The organism is Pseudomonas sp. B21-031 (assembly GCF_024748985.1).
In the GTDB taxonomy this organism is placed as follows: domain Bacteria; phylum Pseudomonadota; class Gammaproteobacteria; order Pseudomonadales; family Pseudomonadaceae; genus Aquipseudomonas; species Aquipseudomonas kermanshahensis.
On the sequence record NZ_CP087181.1, the window covers coordinates 465,199 to 486,708 of the forward strand.

The window sequence follows — 21,510 nt, forward strand, 5'->3', positions numbered from 1 at the left end:
TGACGTCGAGTGTAGACGGGCATTCAGGGGGATGTGGGGCAGAAATCAGGCATTGTGTCGCCGCTTTGGCCACAAAAGAAAAACCCCGGCCTGGGCCGGGGTTTGTCATCACTCGTCGAGGAAGGAACGCAGATGCTCGCTGCGCGTCGGGTGGCGCAATTTGCGCAACGCCTTCGCTTCAATCTGACGGATCCGTTCACGGGTCACGTCAAACTGCTTACCTACTTCTTCGAGGGTGTGGTCGGTGTTCATGTCGATGCCGAAGCGCATACGCAGCACTTTGGCTTCGCGGGCGGTCAGGCCCGAGAGCACGTCACGGGTGGCTTCCTTGAGGCTTTCGACCGTGGCTACGTCGATCGGGGACTGCATGGTCGAGTCCTCGATGAAGTCGCCCAGGTGCGAATCTTCGTCGTCACCAATCGGGGTTTCCATGGAGATCGGCTCTTTGGCGATCTTCAGTACCTTGCGGATCTTGTCCTCAGGCATTTCCATGCGCTCGCCCAGCTCTTCCGGGGTCGGTTCACGGCCCATTTCCTGCAGCATCTGGCGGGAAATACGGTTGAGCTTGTTGATCGTCTCGATCATGTGCACCGGAATACGGATGGTGCGGGCCTGGTCGGCGATCGAACGGGTGATCGCCTGGCGAATCCACCAGGTGGCATAGGTCGAGAACTTGTAGCCGCGACGGTATTCGAACTTGTCCACCGCTTTCATCAAGCCGATATTGCCTTCCTGGATCAGGTCGAGGAATTGCAGGCCACGGTTGGTGTACTTCTTGGCGATGGAGATCACCAGACGCAGGTTCGCCTCGACCATTTCTTTCTTGGCGCGGCGGGCCTTGGCTTCACCGATCGACATGCGACGGTTGATTTCCTTGATCTCGGCGACGGTCAGGCCAGTCTCGGTCTCAAGGTCGATCAGCTTCTGTTGGCAGGCGACGATGGCAGCGTCTTTTTCACCCAGGGCAGCAGCCCACTTGGTGTTACGCTTGGCCAGGTCACCGCTCCAGGTCTGGTCGGTTTCGTTGCTTGGGAACATGCGCAGGAAGTCGGCACGCGGCATGCGAGCGTCACGGACGCACAGTTGCATGATGGCGCGTTCTTGCTGACGCAGGCGGCTCAGTGCATCACGCACGCGCTCGACCAGTACCTCGAACTGCTTGGGTACCAGCTTGATTGGCATGAACAGATCGGCCAGCGCCTGCATGGCGCCGATGCTCTCGGCATGGCTACGGCCATGCTTTTTCAGCACCTTGAGGGTGATGGCAAGCTGATCGGAAACCGCACCGAAACGCTGAGCGGCAACGACTGGGTCCGGGCCGCTTTCGGCCTCTTCCTCATCGTCGCTCTCTTCGCTTTCTTCTTCGTCGTCCGTTTCTTCCTTGGCAGCCGCAACCTTGGCACCTGGAACAGGCACTTCTTCGGTCGGAGCAGCGATGTTGTCATCAGGGTCGATGTAACCGCTGAGCACATCGGACAAACGGCCACCTTCGGTGGTGACGCGGTCGTATTCGCTGAGAATGTAGTCGACAGTACCCGGGAAGTGAGCGATGGCGCCCATGACTTCACGGATGCCTTCCTCGATACGCTTGGCGATTTCGATCTCGCCTTCGCGGGTCAGCAGCTCGACAGTACCCATTTCACGCATGTACATGCGCACTGGGTCGGTCGTGCGGCCGATATCGGTTTCAACTGCCGCCAACGCAGCAGCGGCTTCTTCGGCCGCGGCTTCGTCGGTGTCGGCTTCCGCCAACAGAAGGGCATCCGCATCCGGAGCACTCTCGAATACGTTGATCCCCATGTCGTTGATCATGCGGATGATGTCTTCCACCTGTTCAGGATCTGAAATATCCTCAGGCAGGTGGTCGTTGACCTCCGCGTAAGTCAGGTAGCCCTGCTCACGACCGCGGGTGATCAACTCTTTGATACGAGACTGCTGTTGCGCTTTTCCGGACATAACACCCTATCCACTGAAGGTCTTGGCGGGCAAAAAACAAGCCGAGGATTATACCCGAGCATGGGCCTCACGCGCCAGATGAGGTCGGCGTTTGTGCGGGAACATTCCTGCTAAGCAGGGCGAGAAGCTGCGATTTTTCCTCACTGCTCAACTCGCTTTGACGTGCTTTCCTGAGCAGATGTTCCAGGCTGCGCTCGCGTTGGCGGGCGGACAAGCTAGTTATAGTGTCGAAAAACTGTTGTTCAAGGTTGTCGGCTACGATCAGCCATTCCTTCTCGGCCAGCGCCCGCAGCAAACGGCCCTGTTCGGTGCCGTGCCAACGTGCGATCAACTGCATTGAGCTTAGCCCAGGATTCTTCTGAGCGGCTTCGATCAATGCCACCAGCAACTGGCTGTACAGGTGCTCTTCGTCGGCGAAGTGGCTGGCATCTTCCACCTTGCCGGCCAGTAACGGGTGGTGCAGCAATGTGCGCAAGGCCGCCAGGGTCGGGGGCTCCACGGGGGCCGGGGTGCGCGGTGGGGCCTCGTCACGTTGCTGCCAAGGCTTGCCACCTTTGCGGTTCTTGTCCCAGGGCTTGTCGCTCCACGGCTTCTTACCACCCGCCTTGTTGGGCTTCCATTGTTGCTCTTGCTGCGCCGGCGCGTAGTCGTGCTGCGGCATGTCGCCGTAGTCAGGCGTGTAGTTGGCCATGGCATCATAGTCATAGCCCGGATCGTAGTCCGGGACGCTGCTGCTGGGTGCCGGTTGCTGGGCCAGTTGCTCGACTTGCTGAGGATCGAGGCCGGTGATTTCCTTCAGGCGGTTACGCATCAACTGACGCAAGTTGGCGCCAGGTATTTTTTCGATCAACGGTGCAGCCAGGGTCGCCAAATGCGCCTTGCCTTCCAGCGAGCGCGGGTCAGCTTCGACACTCAGTTGCTCGAAAAAGTAATCCGCCAGGGGTTGGGCGTGCTGGTTGATGCGTGCCATGAAGGCATCGGTGCCTTCGGCGCGCACCAGGCTGTCCGGGTCCTCGCCTTCGGGCAGGAACAGAAAGCGTGCGCGGCGGCCATCTTGCAGGGCCGACAGGGTCGACTCCAGCGCGCGCCAGGCCGCCTTGCGCCCGGCCTGGTCGCCGTCGAAACAGAACAGCACGCTGGGCACCACGCGGAACAGGCGCTTGAGGTGCTCTTCGCTGGTGGCGGTGCCGAGGGTGGCGACGGCGTTGCGCAGGCCCTGCTGGGCCAGTGCGATGACGTCCATGTAGCCTTCGACGACGATGATTTCGTCGAGGTTGCGGTTGTGCTTGCGTGCCTCGTAAAGCCCGTAGAGTTCCTGGCCTTTATGAAAAACCGGGGTTTCCGGGGAGTTGAGGTACTTGGGCTTGTCGTCGCCCAGTACGCGGCCGCCGAAGGCGATCACACGGCCACGGCTGTCGCGGATCGGGAACATCACGCGATCGCGGAAGCGGTCATAGCGCTTGCCGGTTTCGGCGTTCTCGATCAGCAGGCCGGCATCGATCATGACCTTTTGCTGCAGGGTGTCGGCACCCAGGTGCTTGAGCAGGTTGTCCCAGCCGGGTGGCGCGAAGCCCAGGCCGAAGTCCCGGGCAATCTCCCCAGACAGGCCGCGGCCTTTGAGGTAGTCCACCGCCGCTTTGCGGGTGGGGTGGTTGCGCAGGGCCTGGCGGTAGAATTCGGTGGCGGCATCCAGTAGCGGATACAGCGGCGAATCGGTTGGCTGACGCGGCTTTTGTGCGCGTCGGCCTTCTTCGCGGGGCACTTCCATGCCAGCGGCGCGGGCCAGTTCCTCGACGGCCTGGGGAAAGTCCAGGTTGTCGTGGTCCATGACGAAGCCGAGGGCGTTGCCACCGGCGCCGCAACCGAAGCAGTAATAGAACTGCTTGTCGGGGCTGACCGTGAAGGACGGGGTCTTTTCCTTGTGAAAGGGGCAGCAGGCTGAGTAGTTTTTGCCGGTTTTTTTCAGCTGGACGCGCGAACTCACCACGTCGACAATGTCGAGGCGGTTGATAAGGTCGTCAATGAAACTCTGGGGAATCAGCCCGGCCATGGCAGTCTCGTCATCTGGCAACTGGCAAGTCTAATCGCTCACGCGCCGGTTGGGGCGAATGCTGCAAGGGGAAGTGCGAGGGAAGTATGTGCTCGTCGCCAGCCAATGAAGGCTCGTCAGACAGGACGTGCACGATCTGGTCAATGACCAGCTCTGACGTTTCAGGCAGGTTGCCCCCATGCAGTTCGCATGAAGCGAGTGCGTAAAAGGCCTTGAGCTAGCTGCCCAAGTTTGAAGCAGTTGTGAAGCAACCGCTGCCATCGGCCCGGCGGTGAGCCGGGCAGGGCAGAAGCTTTGCGTAGAACGTCTGTATTAGTACAGACGAACGGCGCGGCGCTGTTCGCGCTGAACTTTCTTGGCGTGGCGCTTAACAGCAGCAGCTGCTTTACGCTTACGCTCGGCGGTCGGCTTCTCGTAAAACTCGCGGCTACGAACTTCAGCCAGTACACCGGCTTTTTCGCAGGAGCGCTTGAAACGACGCAGAGCTACGTCGAAGGGTTCGTTCTCTTTAACTTTGACGGCTGGCATCCAGGGCTACCTTAATTCATTACCGGGGTAGACGTGCTCCTGGCAAAACAAAGGTGTGCTGGAGAACGTCGGTTTTCAAGGGTTGCGGATGTTAACCCTTAGCTGGCCGGAATGCAAAGCCTCTGATCGAAAACCGCTGGTCGGCACCCGACACGGCGACTATCATGCGCGGCTTCGAATTCAGCCCCCACAAGGGACGAGCCCATGCTAGTACTGGGATTGGAAACATCCTGCGACGAAACTGGCGTCGCATTATATGACAGCGAACGCGGTTTGTTGGCCGACGCGCTGTTCAGCCAGATCGACCTGCACCGCGTGTTTGGCGGTGTGGTACCGGAGCTTGCCTCACGCGATCACGTCAAGCGCATGCTGCCGTTGATTCGCCAGGTATTGGACGAGGCTGGCTGCGTCGCCACCGAGATCGATGCCATCGCCTACACCGCGGGTCCTGGGCTGGTCGGCGCACTGCTGGTCGGCGCGTCCTGCGCCCAGGCCCTGGCGTTTGCCTGGGACATCCCGGCCATTGGCGTGCACCACATGGAAGGCCATCTTCTGGCGCCCATGCTGGAAGAAAACCCGCCCGAGTTTCCGTTCGTCGCTTTGTTGGTGTCGGGTGGCCATACCCAGTTGGTCAGGGTCGATGGCATCGGCCAGTACGAGCTGTTGGGCGAAAGCCTGGACGACGCTGCCGGTGAGGCGTTCGACAAGACCGCCAAGCTGATCGGCCTGAACTACCCCGGCGGCCCGGAAATCGCCCGGCTGGCCGAGCAGGGCGTGCCAGGGCGGTTTGTTTTCCCACGGCCGATGACCGATCGCCCGGGGCTGGAATTCAGCTTCAGCGGCCTCAAGACCTTCGCCCTGAATACCTGGCAGCAGTGCCGTGATGCTGGCGACGACGGTGAGCAAACCCGTTGCGACGTGTCGCTGGCATTCCAGCAGGCGGTGGTGGAGACTTTGACCATCAAGTGCAAGCGGGCCCTGAAGCAGACGGGCCTGAAGCGGCTGGTGATTGCTGGTGGTGTCAGCGCCAACAAGGCGTTGCGTGCCTCGCTCGAGGAAATGCTGGGTGGCATGAAGGGCAACGTGTATTACGCCCGCCCGCAGTTCTGCACCGACAACGGCGCGATGATCGCCTATGCCGGCTGCCAGCGCCTGTTGGCCGGGCAGCAGCAGGACCTGGCGATCAGCGTGCAGGCCCGCTGGCCGATGGAGCAGTTGCCGCCGGTCTGAAAGTTTTCAGAAGTGGCGTTCACGCCCGGCGACCAGGTCGCGTAGGTTGTTGCGGTGGCCCCAGACGATCATCAGCGTGAGCACGCTGATCGGCAGCAATGCCTCGGGTTCGCGCCAGGCGAGCAGGGGCAAGGTCAGCGGCGTGGCGATAAGCGCCGCCAGCGAGCTGGTACGTGTGAGGTAGAAGGTCAGCAGCCAGGCCGCGATGGCCAGCAATGCCGCCGGGAAATACAGGCCCATGAGCATGCCGGCCGCCGTTGCCACACCCTTGCCGCCCTGGAAGCGAAAGTACAGCGGGAACAGGTGGCCGAGCACCGCGCACACGCCAACCCAGGCCTGCTCCTGCAGGTCGAGGCCGGCAACGCGGGCAAGCAATACGGGCAACAAGCCCTTGCACAGGTCGCCAAGCAGGGTCAGGATCGCCAGCTTGCGGCCTGCCAGGCGAAGCATGTTGGTGGCCCCGGCATTGCCCGAGCCGCTGGCACGGGGGTCCGGGCTGCCGAAGAGGCGGCTTAGGACAATGGCGAAGGACAGCGAGCCGAGCAGGTAGGCGAGCAGCGCCAATAACCAAAACATGCTAACTATTCCGGGCGAGGACGCCCTGATTCTAACGGCGCCAGTCGCCCTTGTCGTGCTGTGGAGAGAAGTGCTTGGACAGAGTGTTCATCGAAGGCCTGGAAGTCGATACCGTCATCGGTGCCTATGACTGGGAGCGGGATATTCGCCAGTGCTTGCGCCTGGACCTGAGTTTTGCCTGGGACAATCGCCCGGCAGCGGCCGGCGACGATCTCAGCCTGGCGCTGGATTACGCCAGTGTTTCGGCGCGAATCCAGGCATTTTCCGAACAGGCACGCTTCGAGTTGGTAGAAACCTTCGCCGAGCGCCTGGTCGCGGTGCTGATGGAAGAATTCCAGATTCCGTGGGTGCGGTTGAAGCTGACCAAGCCAGGCGCGGTTCCGGCTGCCCGTGGCGGTGTTGGCGTGGAGATCGAGCGCGGATGTCTCTGAACACGGTTTACCTGGGCTTGGGCAGTAACATCGACCGGCATGCGCACTTGTGTGCCGGGCTCGATGCCTTGGCGGGCATTCTCACCGACATGCGCTGTTCGCCAGCGTTCGAAAGCCAGGCGGTCGGGATCAAGAGTGGGCCGTTCATCAACTTCGTGGTGACCGGCAAGACCGATTTGCCGTTGATGGAGCTGGACCGCCGCCTCAAGTTCATCGAAGCCGACAACGGCCGTTACGCGCCAGAGCGCAAAGGGCTGCCGTTGGATATCGACGTGCTGCTGTATGACGATCTGCACGGCACCTTCGATGGGTTGGTGCTGCCGCGGGCCGAGATTCTGAAAAACGCGTTTGTGCTGTGGCCATTGTCGCTGCTGGCGCCAGAGCTGGTGCACCCGGGGGTGGGCAAGCCGATGGCGCAGGTGTGGCAGGAAGCGCGGATTGATCAGGTGTTGGCGCCGGTTGCCTTTGAGTGGCGCGGGTTGCAACTGACGCCTGCCTGATCCGAGCTCTTTTGTTGCCTGAGCGGGCCTCTTCGCGGGCAAACCCGCTCCCACAAGTACGCAGCTGCCCTCAAGTTTTGTGGGGTCTCTGTGGGAGCGGGTTCACCCGCGAAAGGGCCCGCTCAGGCAATCGATAAATCAGCCTTCTGCACCACTTATGTAAGCAACAAGCGCCTTCAGCCGCTCACCTTTCAGAGCCTCTCCAAGCGCCTGCCCGGTCAGCCCAGCCTGCACCAGCGGCTTCACATCCACAGCCCTCGCCGCCGCCGCTGCGCCCCTTAGGTAATCAGCCTGTGGATAAGCCAGCTCGCCCTGACGCGCGCACGCATCCATCTCGCAGGCGCTGAGGAAGTCGTCAAAACGCTGTGGCCGGCGGTACACATCGAACTTCTGCAGCAGCCCCAGCAATGCCTCAGGATCCAGCTCAAAGGCCTGATTGCAGTGTGTCAGGCACTCACCCACCAGCATGGCCAGCTCCTGGCACTCGCGCGGTGCTTTGAAGCGTTGGCTGACCGCCTTGATCACGACCGGCTTCAGCTCGCGCAGCAGGCAGGCCCAGCGCACGTGCAGCGGTTGACCGTGCAGCGCAGCCTGCTCCAGGCCTGCCAGGGCGTGGGGGCTGTCGATGAGCTCAGGCAGCAACTCCTGCAAGGCGTCGCACGCGTGCAAGACCTCGAAGAACACCTGGGGTTGTGGCTCCATCAGCGCGCGCTCGATCTCTTTCCAACTGCGCTCAGCGGTAAGCGCTTGCAACTCGCCGGAGGCGCTGATCTGGCGCATCAGCGCCAGCGTCTCGTCAGCGACCTTGAAGCCGAGGGGGGCGTAGCGTGCGGCAAAGCGGGCAACCCGCAGTACCCGCAACGGGTCTTCGGCGAATGCCGGGGAAACGTGGCGTAACAGGCGCCTGTCGAGATCTTCTTTACCGTTGTAAGGGTCGTACAGCGTGCCCGCATCATCCTCCGCCATCGCATTGATGGTCAGGTCGCGGCGGATCAGGTCCTCTTCGAGGGTGACGTCGGGGCTTGCATGGAAGGTAAACCCGCCATATCCCCGCCCGCTCTTGCGCTCGGTGCGCGCCAGCGCATATTCCTCACCGCTTTTAGGGTGGATGAAAACCGGAAAATCAGCGCCCACCGGGCGATAGCCCAGGGCTTGCATCTGTTCGACGGTTGCGCCAACCACCAGCCAATCGATATCGCTGACGGGGCGCCCGAGCAAGCGGTCGCGCACGGCGCCGCCGACTTTGTAGATGTGCATGTACAGCCTCCATAACTGCCCACAGGATAACCTGTTGGCAGTCATGCAGGGGCAGCGGTGCTAGAGGTGGTGGATGACGGCCAAGTCCATGCGGCCATAGTCGGCGCTTTCGCTGTGCTCGCCGCGGGGTGGCATGTGGTGAGTCTTCATGACCTGATCGCCCTGAACGGTCTCCAGGTGGATGTCGAAGCCCCACAGGCGATGCAGATGCTTGAGCACTTCCTCGGTCGAGTCGCCCAGAGGTTTGCGGTTGTGCTGTTGGTGGCGCAGGGTCAGTGAGCGGTCCCCGCGCCGGTCGATGCTCCAGATCTGAACGTTCGGTTCGCGGTTGCCCAGGTTGTATTGAGCCGCCAGTTGCTCGCGGATGACCCGATAACCGGTCTCATCATGGATGGCGGGCACCAGCAGGTCATCGCGTTGGTCGTCGTCCAGAATGCTGAACAGCTTGAGGTCGCGGATCACCTTGGGCGACAGGTACTGCAATATGAAGCTCTCGTCCTTGAAGCTGCTCATCGCGAACTTGATGGTCGATAACCAGTCACTGCCGGCAATGTCGGGGAACCAGTGGCGATCCTCCTCGGTAGGGTTTTCGCAGATCCGGCGGATGTCGGTGTACATCGCGAAGCCAAGCGCATAGGGGTTGATGCCGTTGTAGTACGGGCTGTCAAAGCCTGGCTGGAACACCACGCTGGTGTGCGATTGCAGGAACTCCATGATGAAGCCGTCGGTGACCAGGCCTTCGTCGTACAGGTCGTTCATCAGGGTGTAATGCCAGAAGGTGGCCCACCCTTCGTTCATGACCTGTGTCTGGCGCTGCGGGTAGAAATACTGGGCGATCTTGCGCACGATGCGCACCACTTCACGCTGCCAGGGCTCGAGCAGCGGGGCGTGTTTTTCGATGAAATAGAGGATGTTTTCCTGCGGTTCGGCGGGGAAGCGCGCATCATCGCGGTCGCCGCCTTTTTCTGCACCCTTGGGAATGGTGCGCCACAGGTCGTTGATCTGCCGCTGCAGGTGCTCTTCACGCTCTTTTTGCCGGCGCCGTTCCTCTTCGGCGGAAATGGGGTAGGGACGCTTGTAACGGTCGACGCCGTAGTTCATCAGGGCGTGGCAGGAGTCGATGAGGTCTTCGACCGCATCGATGCCGTGGCGCTCTTCACATTGGGCGATGTACTGCTTGGCGAATACCAGGTAGTCGATGATCGAACTGGCATCGGTCCAGGTGCGGAACAGGTAATTGCCTTTGAAGAAGCTGTTATGGCCGTAGCAGGCGTGAGCAATCACCAGCGCCTGCATGCACATGGTGTTTTCTTCCATCAGGTAGGCGATGCACGGATCGGAGTTGATCACGATCTCGTAGGCCAAGCCCATCTGGCCCCGACTGTAGGATTTTTCCGTGCTGAGGAACTGCTTGCCATAGGACCAGTGGTGGTAACCCAGCGGCATGCCGACTGAGGCGTAGGCATCCATCATCTGCTCGGCGGTGATCACTTCGATCTGATTAGGGTAGGTATCCAGCGCGTAACGCTCGGCCAGACGGCTGATTTCCCGGTCGTAAGTCTGGATCAGGTCGAACGTCCACTCGGACCCGGTGGAAATGGGTTGGCGTTTCTGAGCTCTTGCGGTCATGTGGCTAACCTGCGCTGGAAGAGTTCACGGAAGACCGGGTAGATGTCGCCGGCCGATACCAACTGCTGCTGGGCGAACGTGTCGGGGAAGCCCTCGCCGATTCGCTCGTACTCGTACCACAGCGCCTGATGTTCACGGGGGGTGATCTCAACGTAAGTGTAGTACTGCACGTGCGGCATGATTTGCTTGGAGAGGATCTCGCGGCAGATCGGCGAGTCGTCGTTCCAGTTGTCACCGTCAGAGGCTTGCGCGGCGTAAATGTTCCAATCGCTGGCCGGGTAGCGCTCGGCCATGATTTCCTGCATCAGCTTGAGTGCGCTGGAGACGATGGTGCCGCCGGTTTCCCGCGAGTAGAAGAACTCCTCTTCGTCCACTTCCCGCGCACTGGTGTGGTGGCGGATGAAGACCACTTCGATACGGTCGTAATTGCGCTTGAGGAACAGGTACAACAGGATGAAAAAGCGCTTGGCGATGTCTTTGGTGGCCTGGGTCATGGAGCCGGACACGTCCATCAGGCAGAACATCACCGCTTTCGAACTGGGGTTAGGCTGCTTGACCAGCAGGTTGTACTTGAGGTCGAAGGTATCGAGGAAGGGCAGGCGGTTGATGCGCGCCTTGAGGCGTTCGATCTCTTGCTCGACTTCTTGGATGTCCGTGAAATTGTCGGGTTCCTCAACCTTCAGGCGGTCGAGTTCTTTCTGCGCTTCACGCAACAGGGCGCGGCTGCTGCCGGTCAGGGCGATACGCCGGGCATGGGCCGAACGCAGGGTGCGCACGATGTTGATGCGCGAGGGGTTGCCTTCGTTGGCAATACCGGCGCGTACGGTCTTGAAGGTGTCGGCACCGGTCAGGTGACGTTTGACCAGGTTGGGCAGTTCGAGGTCTTCGAACATGAACTCGAGAAACTCTTCCTGGGTAATCTGGAAGACGAATTCGTCCATGCCCTCGCCGGAGTTGCCGGCTTTGCCGCGGCCACCGCCGCCACCGCCCCCCTGAGGCCTGGGGATGTGTTCGCCGGCAGTGAATTCTTTGTTGCCAGGGTGCACGATGGTCTGCTTGCCGCCACGACCGTGGTGCAACACCGGTTCATCGATGTCCCGTCCCGGAATGCTGATTTGCTCGCCATGCTCCATGTCCATGATGGAGCGGCGGCTCACGGCCTCTTCGACGGCCTTCTTGATGTGGTCACGGTAGCGCCGCAGAAAACGCTGGCGGTTGACCGTGCTCTTGTTCTTGCCGTTCAGGCGTCGGTCGATTACGTAGCTCATGGTCCCTCCGGTAGCTGGGAACAGCTGCACGCTTCAAGCTACGAGCTGCACGTAAAAGCAGCTGCCGCCGCCCGAGGCTGGCACTGCAGCCTTGGGCGTGCGGTGTGTAGCTTGCCGCTTTATTGCGATTTCCTGACCCGCAGGTACCATTCCGACAGCAGACGAACCTGCTTGTCGGTGTAGCCACGCTCCACCATCCGGGTGACGAAGTCGTTGTGTTTCTTCTGGTCTTCCTTGCTGGCCTTGGCATTGAAGCTGATGACCGGCAGCAAGTCTTCGGTGTTGGAGAACATTTTCTTCTCGATCACCACCCGCAGCTTTTCATAGCTGAGCCAGCTCGGGTTCTTGCCGTTGTTGTTGGCGCGTGCGCGCAGTACGAAGTTGACGATCTCGTTGCGGAAGTCTTTCGGGTTGCTGATACCGGCCGGCTTCTCGATCTTTTCCAGTTCTTCGTTGAGGGCAATGCGGTTGAGGATCTCGCCGGTTTCCGGGTCGCGGTATTCCTGGTCCTGGATCCAGAAGTCGGCGTACAGCACATAGCGGTCGAAGATGTTCTGGCCGTATTCGCTGTAGGACTCCAGGTAAGCGGTCTGGATTTCCTTGCCGATGAACTCGATGTAGCGCGGCGCCAGGTATTCCTTCAGGTAGCGCAGGTAGCGTTCGCGCACTTCGGCCGGGAACTGTTCCTGTTCGATTTGCTGTTCGAGCACGTACAACAGGTGAACCGGGTTGGCTGCGATCTCGTGTGGGTCGAAGTTGAAGACTTTGGAGAGGATCTTGAACGCGAAGCGGGTCGACAGGCCGTTCATCCCTTCGTCGACACCTGCCGAGTCGCGGTATTCCTGGATCGACTTGGCCTTCGGATCGGTGTCCTTGAGGTTTTCGCCATCGTAGACGCGCATCTTCGAATAGATGTTGGAGTTCTCTGGCTCTTTGAGCCGTGAGAGCACGGTGAACTGGGCCAGCATCTTGAGGGTATCGGGCGCGCAGTGGGCCTTGGCCAGCGAGCTGTTGACCAGCAGTTTGTCGTAGATCTTGATCTCGTCACTGACGCGCAGGCAGTAGGGCACCTTGACGATGTAAATCCGGTCGATGAACGCTTCGTTGTTCTTGTTGTTACGGAACGTGTGCCACTCCGATTCGTTGGAGTGGGCCAGCAGGATGCCGGTATAGGGAATCGCCCCCAGCCCTTCGGTGCTGTTGTAGTTACCTTCCTGGGTCGCGGTAAGCAGTGGGTGCAAGACCTTGATTGGCGCCTTGAACATCTCGACGAATTCCATCAGGCCCTGGTTGGCCCGGCACAGCGCACCCGAATAGCTGTAGGCGTCGGCGTCGTTCTGTGGGTATTCCTCGAGCTTGCGGATGTCCACCTTGCCGACGAGGGCAGAGATGTCCTGGTTGTTCTCATCGCCAGGTTCGGTCTTGGCAATGGCGATCTGGTTGAGGATCGACGGATAGAGCTTGACCACTTTGAACTTGGAGATGTCGCCGCCGAACTCCTGCAGGCGCTTAGTGGCCCAGGGCGACATGATGGTGTTCAGGTAGCGCCGTGGGATCCCAAACTCTTCCTCGAGAATGGCCCCATCTTCGGTGGCGTTGAACAAGCCCAGTGGCGATTCGAATACAGGTGAGCCCTTGATGGCGTAGAAGGGCACCTTTTCCATCAGTTGTTTGAGCTTTTCGGCCAGCGACGACTTACCGCCACCTACCGGGCCCAGCAGGTAAAGAATCTGTTTCTTCTCTTCCAGGCCCTGCGCCGCATGGCGGAAGTACGACACGATCTGGTCGATGCATTCTTCCATGCCATGGAAGTCTTCAAAGGCCGGATAGCGCCTGATCACCTTGTTGGAGAAGATCCGCGATAGCCTGGAATTGTTAGAGGTGTCGACAAGCTCCGGTTCGCCGATGGCCAGCAACAGCCGTTCTGCCGCCGATGCGTAGGCGCTGCGATCCTGCTTGCACAGCTCGAGGTACTCCTGCAGCGAAAGTTCTTCCTGGCGGGTGGACTCGAAACGTTGTTGGAAGTGGCTAAAAAATGCTCATGACGTCACCTCGCTCGATACGTGGAGACGACGCCGGATCAGTCAGCTGATGCTGGCATGCAACCGGGTTTACCGATTGCTGTATACCCCCCAGAACACCCTTGAAACGCTACCGATGACCCGCACGCCGGTGTACCGGCTCTCCCCTTTTTTGGATGGCCTGGGCTTAAGGATAGTTGGTAATACGCAAGGTCAAGGGCGTGAGGCCGAGAAGTTGCTCGCGACCGTTCGTCAGGTGAGCCGCGAGCCCGCATGGGGCGCGGGCTGCAGTAAAAATGAAAAAATTATTCGGCAGCGCCTTGGGCGGTCTCGTCCGGGTAGGTGGCGCGCCACAGCTCAAAGCCGCCATCGACGCTGTACACCTCTGAAAAGCCCTGGCCCGCCAGGTAGGCGGCAGCGCTCTGGCTGGAATTGCCGTGGTAGCAGACCACCAGGGTCGGTGCATCGAGGTCGGCGTTGCGGATGAAATCGGCGACCGAATGGTTGTCCAGGTGGGTGGCGCCGCTGATGTGGCCGGCGGCAAAGGCTTGAGGGTCGCGAATGTCGACCACTACCGCACCTTGCGCGCGCAGGGCCAGAGCCTGCTCGGGAGGGATGCGTTTGAATTCGCTCATGGCTACGGTTTCCTTCAGGGCTGATCGTTGATTCTAGTGGGTTGTGCCGGCGGGCGTACGGTGCCGTCGTCGGAACAGTCGCAGCGATGGTATTCACCGCTGTCGACGTTGTAGAGGGTCATGGCGCCGCCCCACACGCAACCGGTGTCCAGGGCGATGATGCCGGGCTCGTCGACGCGCCCTTCAAGGGCGGCCCAATGGCCGAAGATGATCTTCACGTGGCGTGAACGGCGGTCCTTGTGCGCATACCAGGGCTTGTAGCCTTTGGGGGCGGTGCCCAGGCCTTCCTTGCTCTTGAGGTCGAGCTTGCCCTCGGGGGTGCAGAAGCGCATGCGCGTGAGGTAGTTGGTGATCACCCGCAGGCGCTCGATGCCGGTGAGGTTCTTGCTCCACTTGTTAGGCTCGTTGCCGTACATGCCGTCGAGGTAAAGCTTGAGCCTGCCGTCGTCGCGCAGTGCTTCCTCGACTTCGGCGGCGAGCTCCAGGGCTCTGCCCAGTGTCCATTGAGGCGGTATGCCGGCATGCACCATGGCAATGCCGCGGGGCTCGTCGTAGTGCAGCAGTTTTTTGCCGGCGCAGCCAGTCGAACAGCAGGTCGGCATCCGGCGCTTCGATGATTTCGCGCAGGGTGTCGCTTTTTTTTCAGGCGTTCGACGTTATGCCAGGCGGCCAGCAGGTGCAGGTCATGGTTGCCCAGTACGCAGACCAGCGACTGGCGGATCGAGTAGAGGAAACGCAGGGTCTCCAGCGATTCGGGGCCACGATTGACAAGGTCGCCGACCAGCCACAGGCGGTCGACGGCGGGGTTGAAGCGAACACGTTCGAGCAGGCACTTGAGCGGTTGCAGGCAGCCTTGCAGGTCACCGACGGCGTACGTTGCCATCAGTGCAGGGCTCCGGGTACCGCCAGGCGGAAGGGCGCGATCTCGGCGTCGAAGCGTTTTACCGTCTTCGGCGAACATCTGGTAGCTGCCCTGCATGGTGCCCACGCGGGTGCTGATGACCGCGCCGCTGCTGTAGGTGTGGCTCTTGCCCGGGTCGATGTTAGGTTGCTGGCCGACCACGCCGGCGCCGCGCACTTCTTCGACTTCACCGTCACCGTTGGTGATCAGCCAGTGCCGGGACAGCAACTTGGCTGTGACCGAACCGTTGTTTTGCACGGTGATGGTGTAGGCGAAAGCGAAACGACTGTTTTCGGGGTCGGATTGTTCTTTGAGGTAACGGGTCACGACGCTGACGTCGATCTTGTAACGGGGATCGGACATGCAAAGGCCTTGGGCGAACTGACGCAATAATGCAGTCTAGGCCATTGGCGGGGGGGAGGGCCAGCGGTGTGGTCGCGGGCAGGTATGTGCAGGCGGGGTGGGGGGGGGCAGTGCCGGCCTCTTCGCAGGCTTGCCCGCGAAGAGGCCGTAACAGGTGCTAATCAGGCTTGCTGATCGGCCAACTGGTCAGCCAGGCGCACGAAGGCGGCCAGGTCCAGCTGTTCAGGCCGCAGGCTGCCATCTACGCCAGCGGCTTCGATCGCCTGGCTGTCGAGCAGGCCTTTGAGGGTGTTGCGCAGTGTCTTGCGGCGCTGGTTGAAGGCTTCGCGAACGACACGCTCCAGCAGCAGGTGGTCCTTGGCCGGGAACGGCAGCACTTCATGTGGCACCAGGCGCACGATGGCCGAATCCACTTTCGGCGGCGGGTTGAACGCGCCAGGGCCAACATTGAACAGGTGTTCGACTCGGCAGTGGTACTGCACCATGATCGACAGGCGGCCCCAATCACCGCCACCCGGGCCTGCGGCCATGCGCTCGACCACTTCTTTCTGCAGCATGAAGTGCATGTCGCGGATCAGCCCAGCATGGCTGAGCAGGTGGAAGATCAGCGGGGTGGAGATGTTGTAGGGCAGGTTGCCGACTACCTTGAGGCTGCGTGGTGGCACGCCCAGCTGGTTGAAGTCGAACTTCAGGGCGTCGCCCTGATGCAGGCGGAAGTTGTCGCGCCCGGCGAACTTGTGCTGCAGGATCGGCACCAGGTCCTTGTCCAGCTCCACTACGTCCAATTGCGCGCCGCTGCCCAGCAGGCCCTCGGTGAGGGCGCCCTGGCCTGGGCCGATTTCCAGCAGGTGTTCACCTGCCTTGGCGTTGATGGCGCGCAGGATGCGGTCGATGATGCCGGCGTCGTGCAGGAAGTTCTGGCCGAAGCGCTTGCGCGCCCGGTGTTGGTATTGCTCGTTCATGGTCGGTTCTCGGCCATCTGGTAGGCGGTTTCCAGCGCGACTCGCAGGCTGCCGGTGTCGACCTTGCCGGTGCCGGCCAGGTCCAGGGCGGTGCCGTGGTCGACCGACGTACGGATGATCGGCAGGCCCAGGGTCACATTGACCGCGGCGCCGAAGCCTTTGTACTTGAGTACGGGCAGGCCCTGGTCGTGGTACATCGCCAGCACTGCGTCGCAGTGCTCCAGATATTTGGGGGTAAACAGGGTATCGGCCGGCAGCGGTCCGCGCAGGTCCATGCCTTCGGCACGCAGGCGGGCCAGTGTCGGTTCGATGATGTCGATTTCTTCGCGGCCCAGATGGCCGCCTTCTCCGGCGTGCGGGTTGAGGCCGCACACCAGGATGCGAGGGTTGGCAATGCCGAACTTGTCGCGGATGTCGGCATGCAGGATGCGGGTGACGCGTTCGACGCGTTCGGCCGTGATGGCGTCGGCAATGTCGCGCAGCGGCAAGTGCGTGGTCACCAGGGCCACGCGCAGGCCGCGGGTCGCCAGCATCATTACCACCTGTGCGGTGTGGGTCAGCTCGGCCAGAAACTCGGTATGCCCGGAGAAGGCAATGCCGCTTTCGTTGATCACACCCTTGTGCACCGGCGCGGTGATCATCCCGGCGAAATGCCCGTCGAGGCAGCCGTTGCCGGCACGGGTCAGGGTTTCCAGCACGAAGCCAGCATTGGCCTTGTCCAGTTGCCCTGCCGTCACGGCGGTGGCCAAGGGCGTATCCCACACATACAGGCTGCCCGCAGGCGCCGGCTGGTCGGGCCAGTGCCCCGGCGCTACCGGCAGCAGGTTGACGGCCAGCCCCAGCTGCGCGGCCCGCTCGGCGAGCAGGTCACGGCTGGTGATGGCGATCAGGGGGTGGGGCTGGGCGTCTGCGGCGAGCAGCAAGCACAGGTCGGGACCTATGCCAGCTGGCTCGCCGGGGGTGACGGCAAAGCGCAGGGGCTTCACTGGGCGGCCTGGTCGGCGCCAGGCAGCTTGATTTCAACGTAGGCTTCGTCGCGGATCTGGCGCAGCCAGGTCTGCAGCTCTTCGTCGTACTTGCGGTTGCGCAGCACATTCATGGCCTGCTGCTCGCGTGCCTGCTCGGTGCTGTCGGTGGCGCGGCGGCCCAGCACTTCCAGGACGTGCCAGCCGTACTGGGTCTTGAACGGTTTGGTCACCACACCTTGCTGGGCGGTGGCCATCTGCTCGCGGAACTCCGGTACCAGGCTGTTCGGGTCGACCCAGTTGAGGTCGCCGCCGTTAAGCGCCGAACCCGGGTCTTCCGAGAAGCTCTTCGCCAGCTCGCCGAAGTCTTCGCCGTTCTGGATACGGTCGTACAGGCGCTCGGCCAGCTGCTTGGTGGCCGCTTCGCTGCGGATTTCGCTCGGCTTGATCAGGATGTGGCGGACATGCACTTCGTCACGCAGCACGTTCTCGCCGCCACCACGCTTCTCCTCGAGCTTGAGCAGGATGAAGCCGTTGGGGATGCGGATTGGCTGGGTGATGTCGCCGACCGACATGTTGCTGAGCATCTTGGCGAAGTCAGGTGGCAGCTGGCCGGCTTTACGCCAGCCCATTTCACCACCCTCAAGGGCGTTTTCGCTGGCCGAGTTGGCAATCGCCACCTGGCCGAAGTCCGCGCCCTGACGCAGTTGCTGGTAGAGCTCACCGACCTTGCGCGCAGCTTTCTGGATGTCGTCCGAATTGGCGGCTTCCGGGGTCGGGATGAGGATGTTGGCCAGGCGGTACTCTTCCGAGAGCTGCATCTTGCCCAGGTCCGAGTTCAGGTAGTTTTTCACTTCCTGCTCGGAAACCTGAATGCGCTCGGCCACACGGCGCTGACGCACGCGGCTGATGATCATTTCGCGCTTGACCTGCTCGCGCGCGTCGTCGAACGACAGACCATCATGGGCGAGGGCTGCGCGGAACTGGTCCAGCGACATGCCGTTGCGCTGGGCAATGGTGCCGATGGCCTGGTTCAGCTCCTCATCGGTGATGCGGATACCGGAGCGCTCGCCGATCTGCAACTGCAGGTTCTCGACGATCAGGCGCTCGAGCACCTGCTGTTCCAGAGCGCTGGTCGGTGGCACGCCGGCGCCACGCTTGGCGATGGTTTGCTGAACTTCGTGGACGCGCTGGTCCAGTTGGCTCTGCATGACCACGTCGTTGTCGACGATGGCCACCACTTTGTCCAGGGGTTGTACCGCGGCATGCACCGCGCCACTCAGCAATGCAGCGCCCAGCAACACTGGGCGCAGACGATCAATAAGCTTGGTCTTCACGTGTACGGTAACCTTGAATGCCTTCGTCGAGGAAAGATTCGACCTTGTTGCCTACTACACCACCGAGGCCTTTCAGCACGATCTGCAGGAAGATACCGTGGTCGCCTTTTTCGTTCTGCGGGAGTGCCTGGCTGAAGTCGTCGTAGTCGATCCAGTAACGGTTGACCAGGCGCAGCTTCCAGCAGCAGTTGTCGTATTCGAAACCGCCCATGGCTTCCAGGGTGCGGTTGCGGTTGTAGTCATGCTGCCAGCGAGCGATCACGCTCCACTGTGGAACGATCGGCCAGATGACCGAGAAGTCATGCTGTTGGATCTTGTAGTAATCCTTGATGTAGTTCGGATCACCAGGCGTGCCGTAGTCGCCGCCACCCACTTTCCAGGTACCCGTGGTCGAGTCGTAGGCAATGGTGTCGTTGCGGTAGCGGTAGCCGAGGTTGACGATCTTGTTCGGATTGTCTTCAGGCTGGTAGTGGAACATCGCGCTGCCCGAGCGGGTGCTGCGGCTGTCCGGGTCCCAGTTGAAGTCCGAATTGAAGCGCCAGTCGCGGTTGAAGTTGTAGCTGTACAGCAGTGCGTACGGCGACACGTCAGACTGCGAATCGTTGCGGGTGCGGTAGTCGATGCCTGGCAGTTGGACCTTGCGGTCCTTGAAGTACAGCGCCTGACCGATACTGAAGCTCTGGCGCTCGAAGCCGTTGTCTTCGATCCAGCGCGTGGTCACGCCCAGCGACAGCTTGTTCTCGTCGCCGATGCGGTCGGTACCGCTGAAGCGGTTGTCGCGGAACAGCGAGTCGTAGCTGAACAGGGTTTCGCCCGTGTCGAACAGCGGGATGTCCTTCTGGTCCTTGTACGGGACGTAGAGGTAGAACATGCGCGGTTCGAGGGTCTGACGGTAGTTGGTACCGAACATCGACGTGTTGCGATCGAAGTACAGGCCACTGTCGACGCTGAAAATCGGGATGTCGCGGTTCAGCGAGCTGTTGTAGCTGCCATAAGCCGGGTTTGCCGATTGCGCGATCGCTTGGGTTTTACCTTGGCTATCAAGGTCAAGGTCGTAGTGGGTATAGGCGTATTTCAGCTTCGGCGTGACGAAGCCGTAGCTGGCTTGCATCGGCAGGCTGATCGACGGGGCGGCGTTCAAACGCGTGCCGTTGGCCCGCGCAATACCACTGATATTCTCATCCAGGCGGCGCCCTGCTGCCCCTGCGGAAAAGTCCGGATTGCCATCCTTGTCGAGAACGAAGTCGTCCTTCAGGTCACGATCAAAGCGAACCGCTTCAGTCTCATACCCAAAATTCAAACCACCCGGCTGGAACGGCAGCGTGCCATTGAGGGTGATCTGCGGCAGGCTGTCATACGGCGTGATCTGCGAGATGGTCGCCATCTCGTAGGCATGCACGTTCAACCGTGCGGTATAGCTGTCGCCACGGTAGGTCAGTGCACCCTGCTGGTTGAGCAGGTCACGGCTTTCGACGCCGATCTGGTCGGACTCCAGGTCCTGGAAGTAGAACGGATCGCTGATGTCGGTGTAGTCCACCTCGGTCATCAGGCGCTCGTCCAGCCCGCCCTTGTGCTGCCAGTTGACCATCCAGCGCTGATCTTTGTAGTCAGTCTGGTCTTTACGGTCGTCGTCCTTGTCGTTCAGGTACGCGCCGCCGAACTGGCCTTCGCTGGATGGGGTCAGGTAACGGAACTCACCTTCCATCAGCAGGCCGCGCTTGGTCATGTAGCGCGGGTACAACGTGGCGTCATAGTTGGGCGCCAGGTTGAAGTAGTACGGCGTGACCAGCATGAAGCCGGTGTCGCTGCTGCTGCTGAACGACGGCGGCAGGAAGCCGGACTGGCGACGGTCGTCGATCGGGAAGTAGATGTACGGTGTGTAGAACACCGGGAAATCCTTGACCCGCAGGGTGACGTTGGTCGCGGTACCGAAGCCGGTCGCCGGGTTCAAGGTGATGTTGTTGCCCTTCAGCTGCCAGGCGTTGCTGCCCGGTTCGCAGGTGGTGTACGTACCGTCTTTTAGACGGATGATGGCGTTTTCGCCACGCTTGGCGTACAGGGCGTTGCCGCGAATGTGCGACTTGTGCATCACGTATTCGGCGTTGTCGACCTGGGCTTCACCCGTGTCGAGTTGGATCTGCGCCTCGTCACCCACTACCAGCGAGCCGTTGTCACGGATCTTGACGTTGCCCTTGAGCTCGCCACGGTTTTCGGTCTGGTAGAGGTTGGCCTCGTCGGCCTCGGCCTGCATGCTGCCTTGGCGCATGACCACGTTACCGGCGAGGGTAGCGATCTGCTGCTCCTGCTGGTACTTGGAGACCTTGGCATTGATGTAGGTCGGCGATTCGTCCTTGGGCGTGGTGTCGGCCATGCCTGGGCGGGTCGGCTCGATGTACGCGCCACCGCAGTACGGGCCGGTTTCGGCCAGTTGGGCTGCGGTGAGCTTGTCACGGGGGACCCAGTCCAGGTGGCTGTAGTCTTCGCTACGCGACTTCAGGCCACGGCCCTTGGCCTCGGTGACCAGCATCGGTTTGTCCGCGGTTTCGGCCTCGGCCGCCTGGGCCTCGGTGCCGGAACTGAGGGCAGCACCCTCGTGCACCGGACGCGGCGGCAGGTTGTTGACTGGAGTCTTGGGCTTGCAGTCCCAACCGCCGGAGGCGGACACTTGGCAGTCGAACTGTTCGGCTGCCACGACGTACGACGTGGCCAGAGGTTGCAGGGCCAGCAAACCGCCGGTGACCAGCAACGGAAACTTTCTACGAAACGCGGGGGATTTCAATGCCATCTTATTAGTCCGGGCTTCCTGCGTGCCATCTGCCCGCGTGTGGGGCCGCACGCCTCTCGATGGTCTGAAAAAGATGCTGGATAATAAAGCATGACCCGCTTGACGGCTAGGGCCGT

General features: G+C 61.2%; 15 protein-coding genes and 3 pseudogenes. 3 read left to right on the top strand and 15 right to left on the bottom strand.

Going from position 1 to position 21,510, the window contains the following annotated elements:
- Positions 1–108: 108 nt before the first annotated feature.
- The 3 genes from rpoD to rpsU all read right to left on the bottom strand — a co-directional run bounded on the left by rpoD (position 109) and on the right by rpsU (position 4,534).
- Positions 109–1,956, bottom strand: coding sequence for an RNA polymerase sigma factor RpoD (gene rpoD, locus LOY53_RS02020; protein ID WP_238212362.1), 1,848 nt, complete (start codon positions 1,954–1,956; stop codon positions 109–111).
- A 67-nt stretch (positions 1,957–2,023) separates the two neighbouring features.
- Positions 2,024–4,006 (bottom strand): DNA primase, encoded by a 1,983-nt coding sequence (gene dnaG / locus LOY53_RS02025; RefSeq protein WP_258703548.1) that lies wholly within the window; start codon positions 4,004–4,006, stop codon positions 2,024–2,026.
- Between the two features lie 312 nt (positions 4,007–4,318).
- Entirely contained in the window at positions 4,319–4,534 is a 216-nt protein-coding gene (gene rpsU, locus LOY53_RS02030) for a 30S ribosomal protein S21 (protein ID WP_003255575.1), read from the bottom strand.
- A gap of 204 nt (positions 4,535–4,738) precedes the next feature.
- Here rpsU and tsaD point away from each other — a divergent pair, with 204 nt between their 5' ends.
- On the top strand, positions 4,739–5,764 hold the full coding sequence (gene tsaD, locus LOY53_RS02035; RefSeq protein ID WP_027594375.1) for a tRNA (adenosine(37)-N6)-threonylcarbamoyltransferase complex transferase subunit TsaD: 1,026 nt from the start codon (positions 4,739–4,741) through the stop codon (positions 5,762–5,764).
- A 6-nt stretch (positions 5,765–5,770) separates the two neighbouring features.
- Here the strand turns inward: tsaD and plsY are convergent, their stop codons facing one another.
- Positions 5,771–6,340 (bottom strand): glycerol-3-phosphate 1-O-acyltransferase PlsY, encoded by a 570-nt coding sequence (gene plsY / locus LOY53_RS02040; protein WP_252826517.1) that lies wholly within the window; start codon positions 6,338–6,340, stop codon positions 5,771–5,773.
- 74 nt (positions 6,341–6,414) lie between these two features.
- On the opposite strand from plsY, the gene folB reads away from it, so the two are divergent.
- Together folB and folK are read left to right on the top strand one after the other, a co-directional pair.
- A complete protein-coding gene (folB, locus tag LOY53_RS02045) occupies positions 6,415–6,771 on the top strand; it encodes a dihydroneopterin aldolase (RefSeq protein ID WP_033703061.1) in 357 nt (118 codons plus the stop codon).
- Entirely contained in the window at positions 6,762–7,271 is a 510-nt protein-coding gene (folK, locus tag LOY53_RS02050; protein WP_027594378.1) for a 2-amino-4-hydroxy-6-hydroxymethyldihydropteridine diphosphokinase, read from the top strand. Before folB ends, folK begins: the two co-directional genes overlap by 10 nt.
- A gap of 138 nt (positions 7,272–7,409) precedes the next feature.
- On the opposite strand, the gene LOY53_RS02055 is transcribed toward folK, so the two are convergent.
- From LOY53_RS02055 to LOY53_RS02105, 11 genes and pseudogenes are all read right to left on the bottom strand, one after another.
- The gene (locus LOY53_RS02055) at positions 7,410–8,528 is read right to left on the bottom strand and encodes a multifunctional CCA addition/repair protein (protein WP_258703549.1); all 1,119 of its coding nucleotides are present in this window, start codon (positions 8,526–8,528) and stop codon (positions 7,410–7,412) included.
- A gap of 60 nt (positions 8,529–8,588) precedes the next feature.
- Positions 8,589–10,157, bottom strand: coding sequence for a SpoVR family protein (locus LOY53_RS02060; RefSeq protein ID WP_027594380.1), 1,569 nt, complete (start codon positions 10,155–10,157; stop codon positions 8,589–8,591).
- A complete protein-coding gene (locus tag LOY53_RS02065) occupies positions 10,154–11,425 on the bottom strand; it encodes a YeaH/YhbH family protein (protein ID WP_027594381.1) in 1,272 nt (423 codons plus the stop codon). Before LOY53_RS02065 ends, LOY53_RS02060 begins: the two co-directional genes overlap by 4 nt.
- 119 nt (positions 11,426–11,544) lie before the next feature.
- A pseudogene (locus tag LOY53_RS02070) lies at positions 11,545–13,464 on the bottom strand (PrkA family serine protein kinase); the annotation flags it as partial.
- A gap of 287 nt (positions 13,465–13,751) precedes the next feature.
- Positions 13,752–14,081, bottom strand: coding sequence for a thiosulfate sulfurtransferase GlpE (glpE, locus tag LOY53_RS02075; RefSeq protein ID WP_252826520.1), 330 nt, complete (start codon positions 14,079–14,081; stop codon positions 13,752–13,754).
- Between the two features lie 14 nt (positions 14,082–14,095).
- A pseudogene (locus tag LOY53_RS02080) lies at positions 14,096–14,964 on the bottom strand (symmetrical bis(5'-nucleosyl)-tetraphosphatase).
- Positions 14,964–15,345 (bottom strand): annotated as a pseudogene (apaG, locus tag LOY53_RS02085) (Co2+/Mg2+ efflux protein ApaG). Before apaG ends, LOY53_RS02080 begins: the two co-directional pseudogenes overlap by 1 nt.
- Positions 15,346–15,506: 161 nt before the next feature.
- Positions 15,507–16,307 carry a 16S rRNA (adenine(1518)-N(6)/adenine(1519)-N(6))-dimethyltransferase RsmA gene (gene rsmA / locus LOY53_RS02090; RefSeq protein ID WP_027594386.1) on the bottom strand — a complete coding sequence of 267 codons (801 nt, stop codon included), beginning with the start codon at positions 16,305–16,307 and terminating at the stop codon, positions 15,507–15,509.
- Positions 16,304–17,293, bottom strand: coding sequence for a 4-hydroxythreonine-4-phosphate dehydrogenase PdxA (gene pdxA / locus LOY53_RS02095; protein ID WP_258703550.1), 990 nt, complete (start codon positions 17,291–17,293; stop codon positions 16,304–16,306). Before pdxA ends, rsmA begins: the two co-directional genes overlap by 4 nt.
- Entirely contained in the window at positions 17,290–18,609 is a 1,320-nt protein-coding gene (gene surA / locus LOY53_RS02100) for a peptidylprolyl isomerase SurA (protein ID WP_027594388.1), read from the bottom strand. The genes pdxA and surA overlap by 4 nt, the downstream gene beginning before the upstream one ends.
- Positions 18,590–21,394: an LPS-assembly protein LptD gene (locus LOY53_RS02105; RefSeq protein ID WP_099452719.1), complete on the bottom strand. Its 2,805-nt coding sequence runs from the start codon at positions 21,392–21,394 to the stop codon at positions 18,590–18,592. The genes surA and LOY53_RS02105 overlap by 20 nt, the downstream gene beginning before the upstream one ends.
- Positions 21,395–21,510: the final 116 nt, after the last annotated feature.

Bases quoted from the DNA above. Each gene is read 5' to 3' on its own strand.
- dnaG (WP_258703548.1), bottom strand. From the start codon at position 4,006: ATGGCCGGGCTGATTCCCCAGAGTTTCATTGACGACCTTATCAACCGC.
- rpsU (WP_003255575.1), bottom strand. From the start codon at position 4,534: ATGCCAGCCGTCAAAGTTAAAGAGAACGAACCCTTCGACGTAGCTCTG.
- tsaD (WP_027594375.1), top strand. From the start codon at position 4,739: ATGCTAGTACTGGGATTGGAAACATCCTGCGACGAAACTGGCGTCGCA.
- LOY53_RS02060 (WP_027594380.1), bottom strand. From the start codon at position 10,157: ATGACCGCAAGAGCTCAGAAACGCCAACCCATTTCCACCGGGTCCGAG.
- folK (WP_027594378.1), top strand. From the start codon at position 6,762: ATGTCTCTGAACACGGTTTACCTGGGCTTGGGCAGTAACATCGACCGG.
- LOY53_RS02105 (WP_099452719.1), bottom strand. From the start codon at position 21,394: ATGGCATTGAAATCCCCCGCGTTTCGTAGAAAGTTTCCGTTGCTGGTC.
- plsY (WP_252826517.1), bottom strand. From the start codon at position 6,340: ATGTTTTGGTTATTGGCGCTGCTCGCCTACCTGCTCGGCTCGCTGTCC.
- LOY53_RS02055 (WP_258703549.1), bottom strand. From the start codon at position 8,528: ATGCACATCTACAAAGTCGGCGGCGCCGTGCGCGACCGCTTGCTCGGG.
- glpE (WP_252826520.1), bottom strand. From the start codon at position 14,081: ATGAGCGAATTCAAACGCATCCCTCCCGAGCAGGCTCTGGCCCTGCGC.
- rpoD (WP_238212362.1), bottom strand. From the start codon at position 1,956: ATGTCCGGAAAAGCGCAACAGCAGTCTCGTATCAAAGAGTTGATCACC.
- LOY53_RS02065 (WP_027594381.1), bottom strand. From the start codon at position 11,425: ATGAGCTACGTAATCGACCGACGCCTGAACGGCAAGAACAAGAGCACG.
- rsmA (WP_027594386.1), bottom strand. From the start codon at position 16,307: ATGAACGAGCAATACCAACACCGGGCGCGCAAGCGCTTCGGCCAGAAC.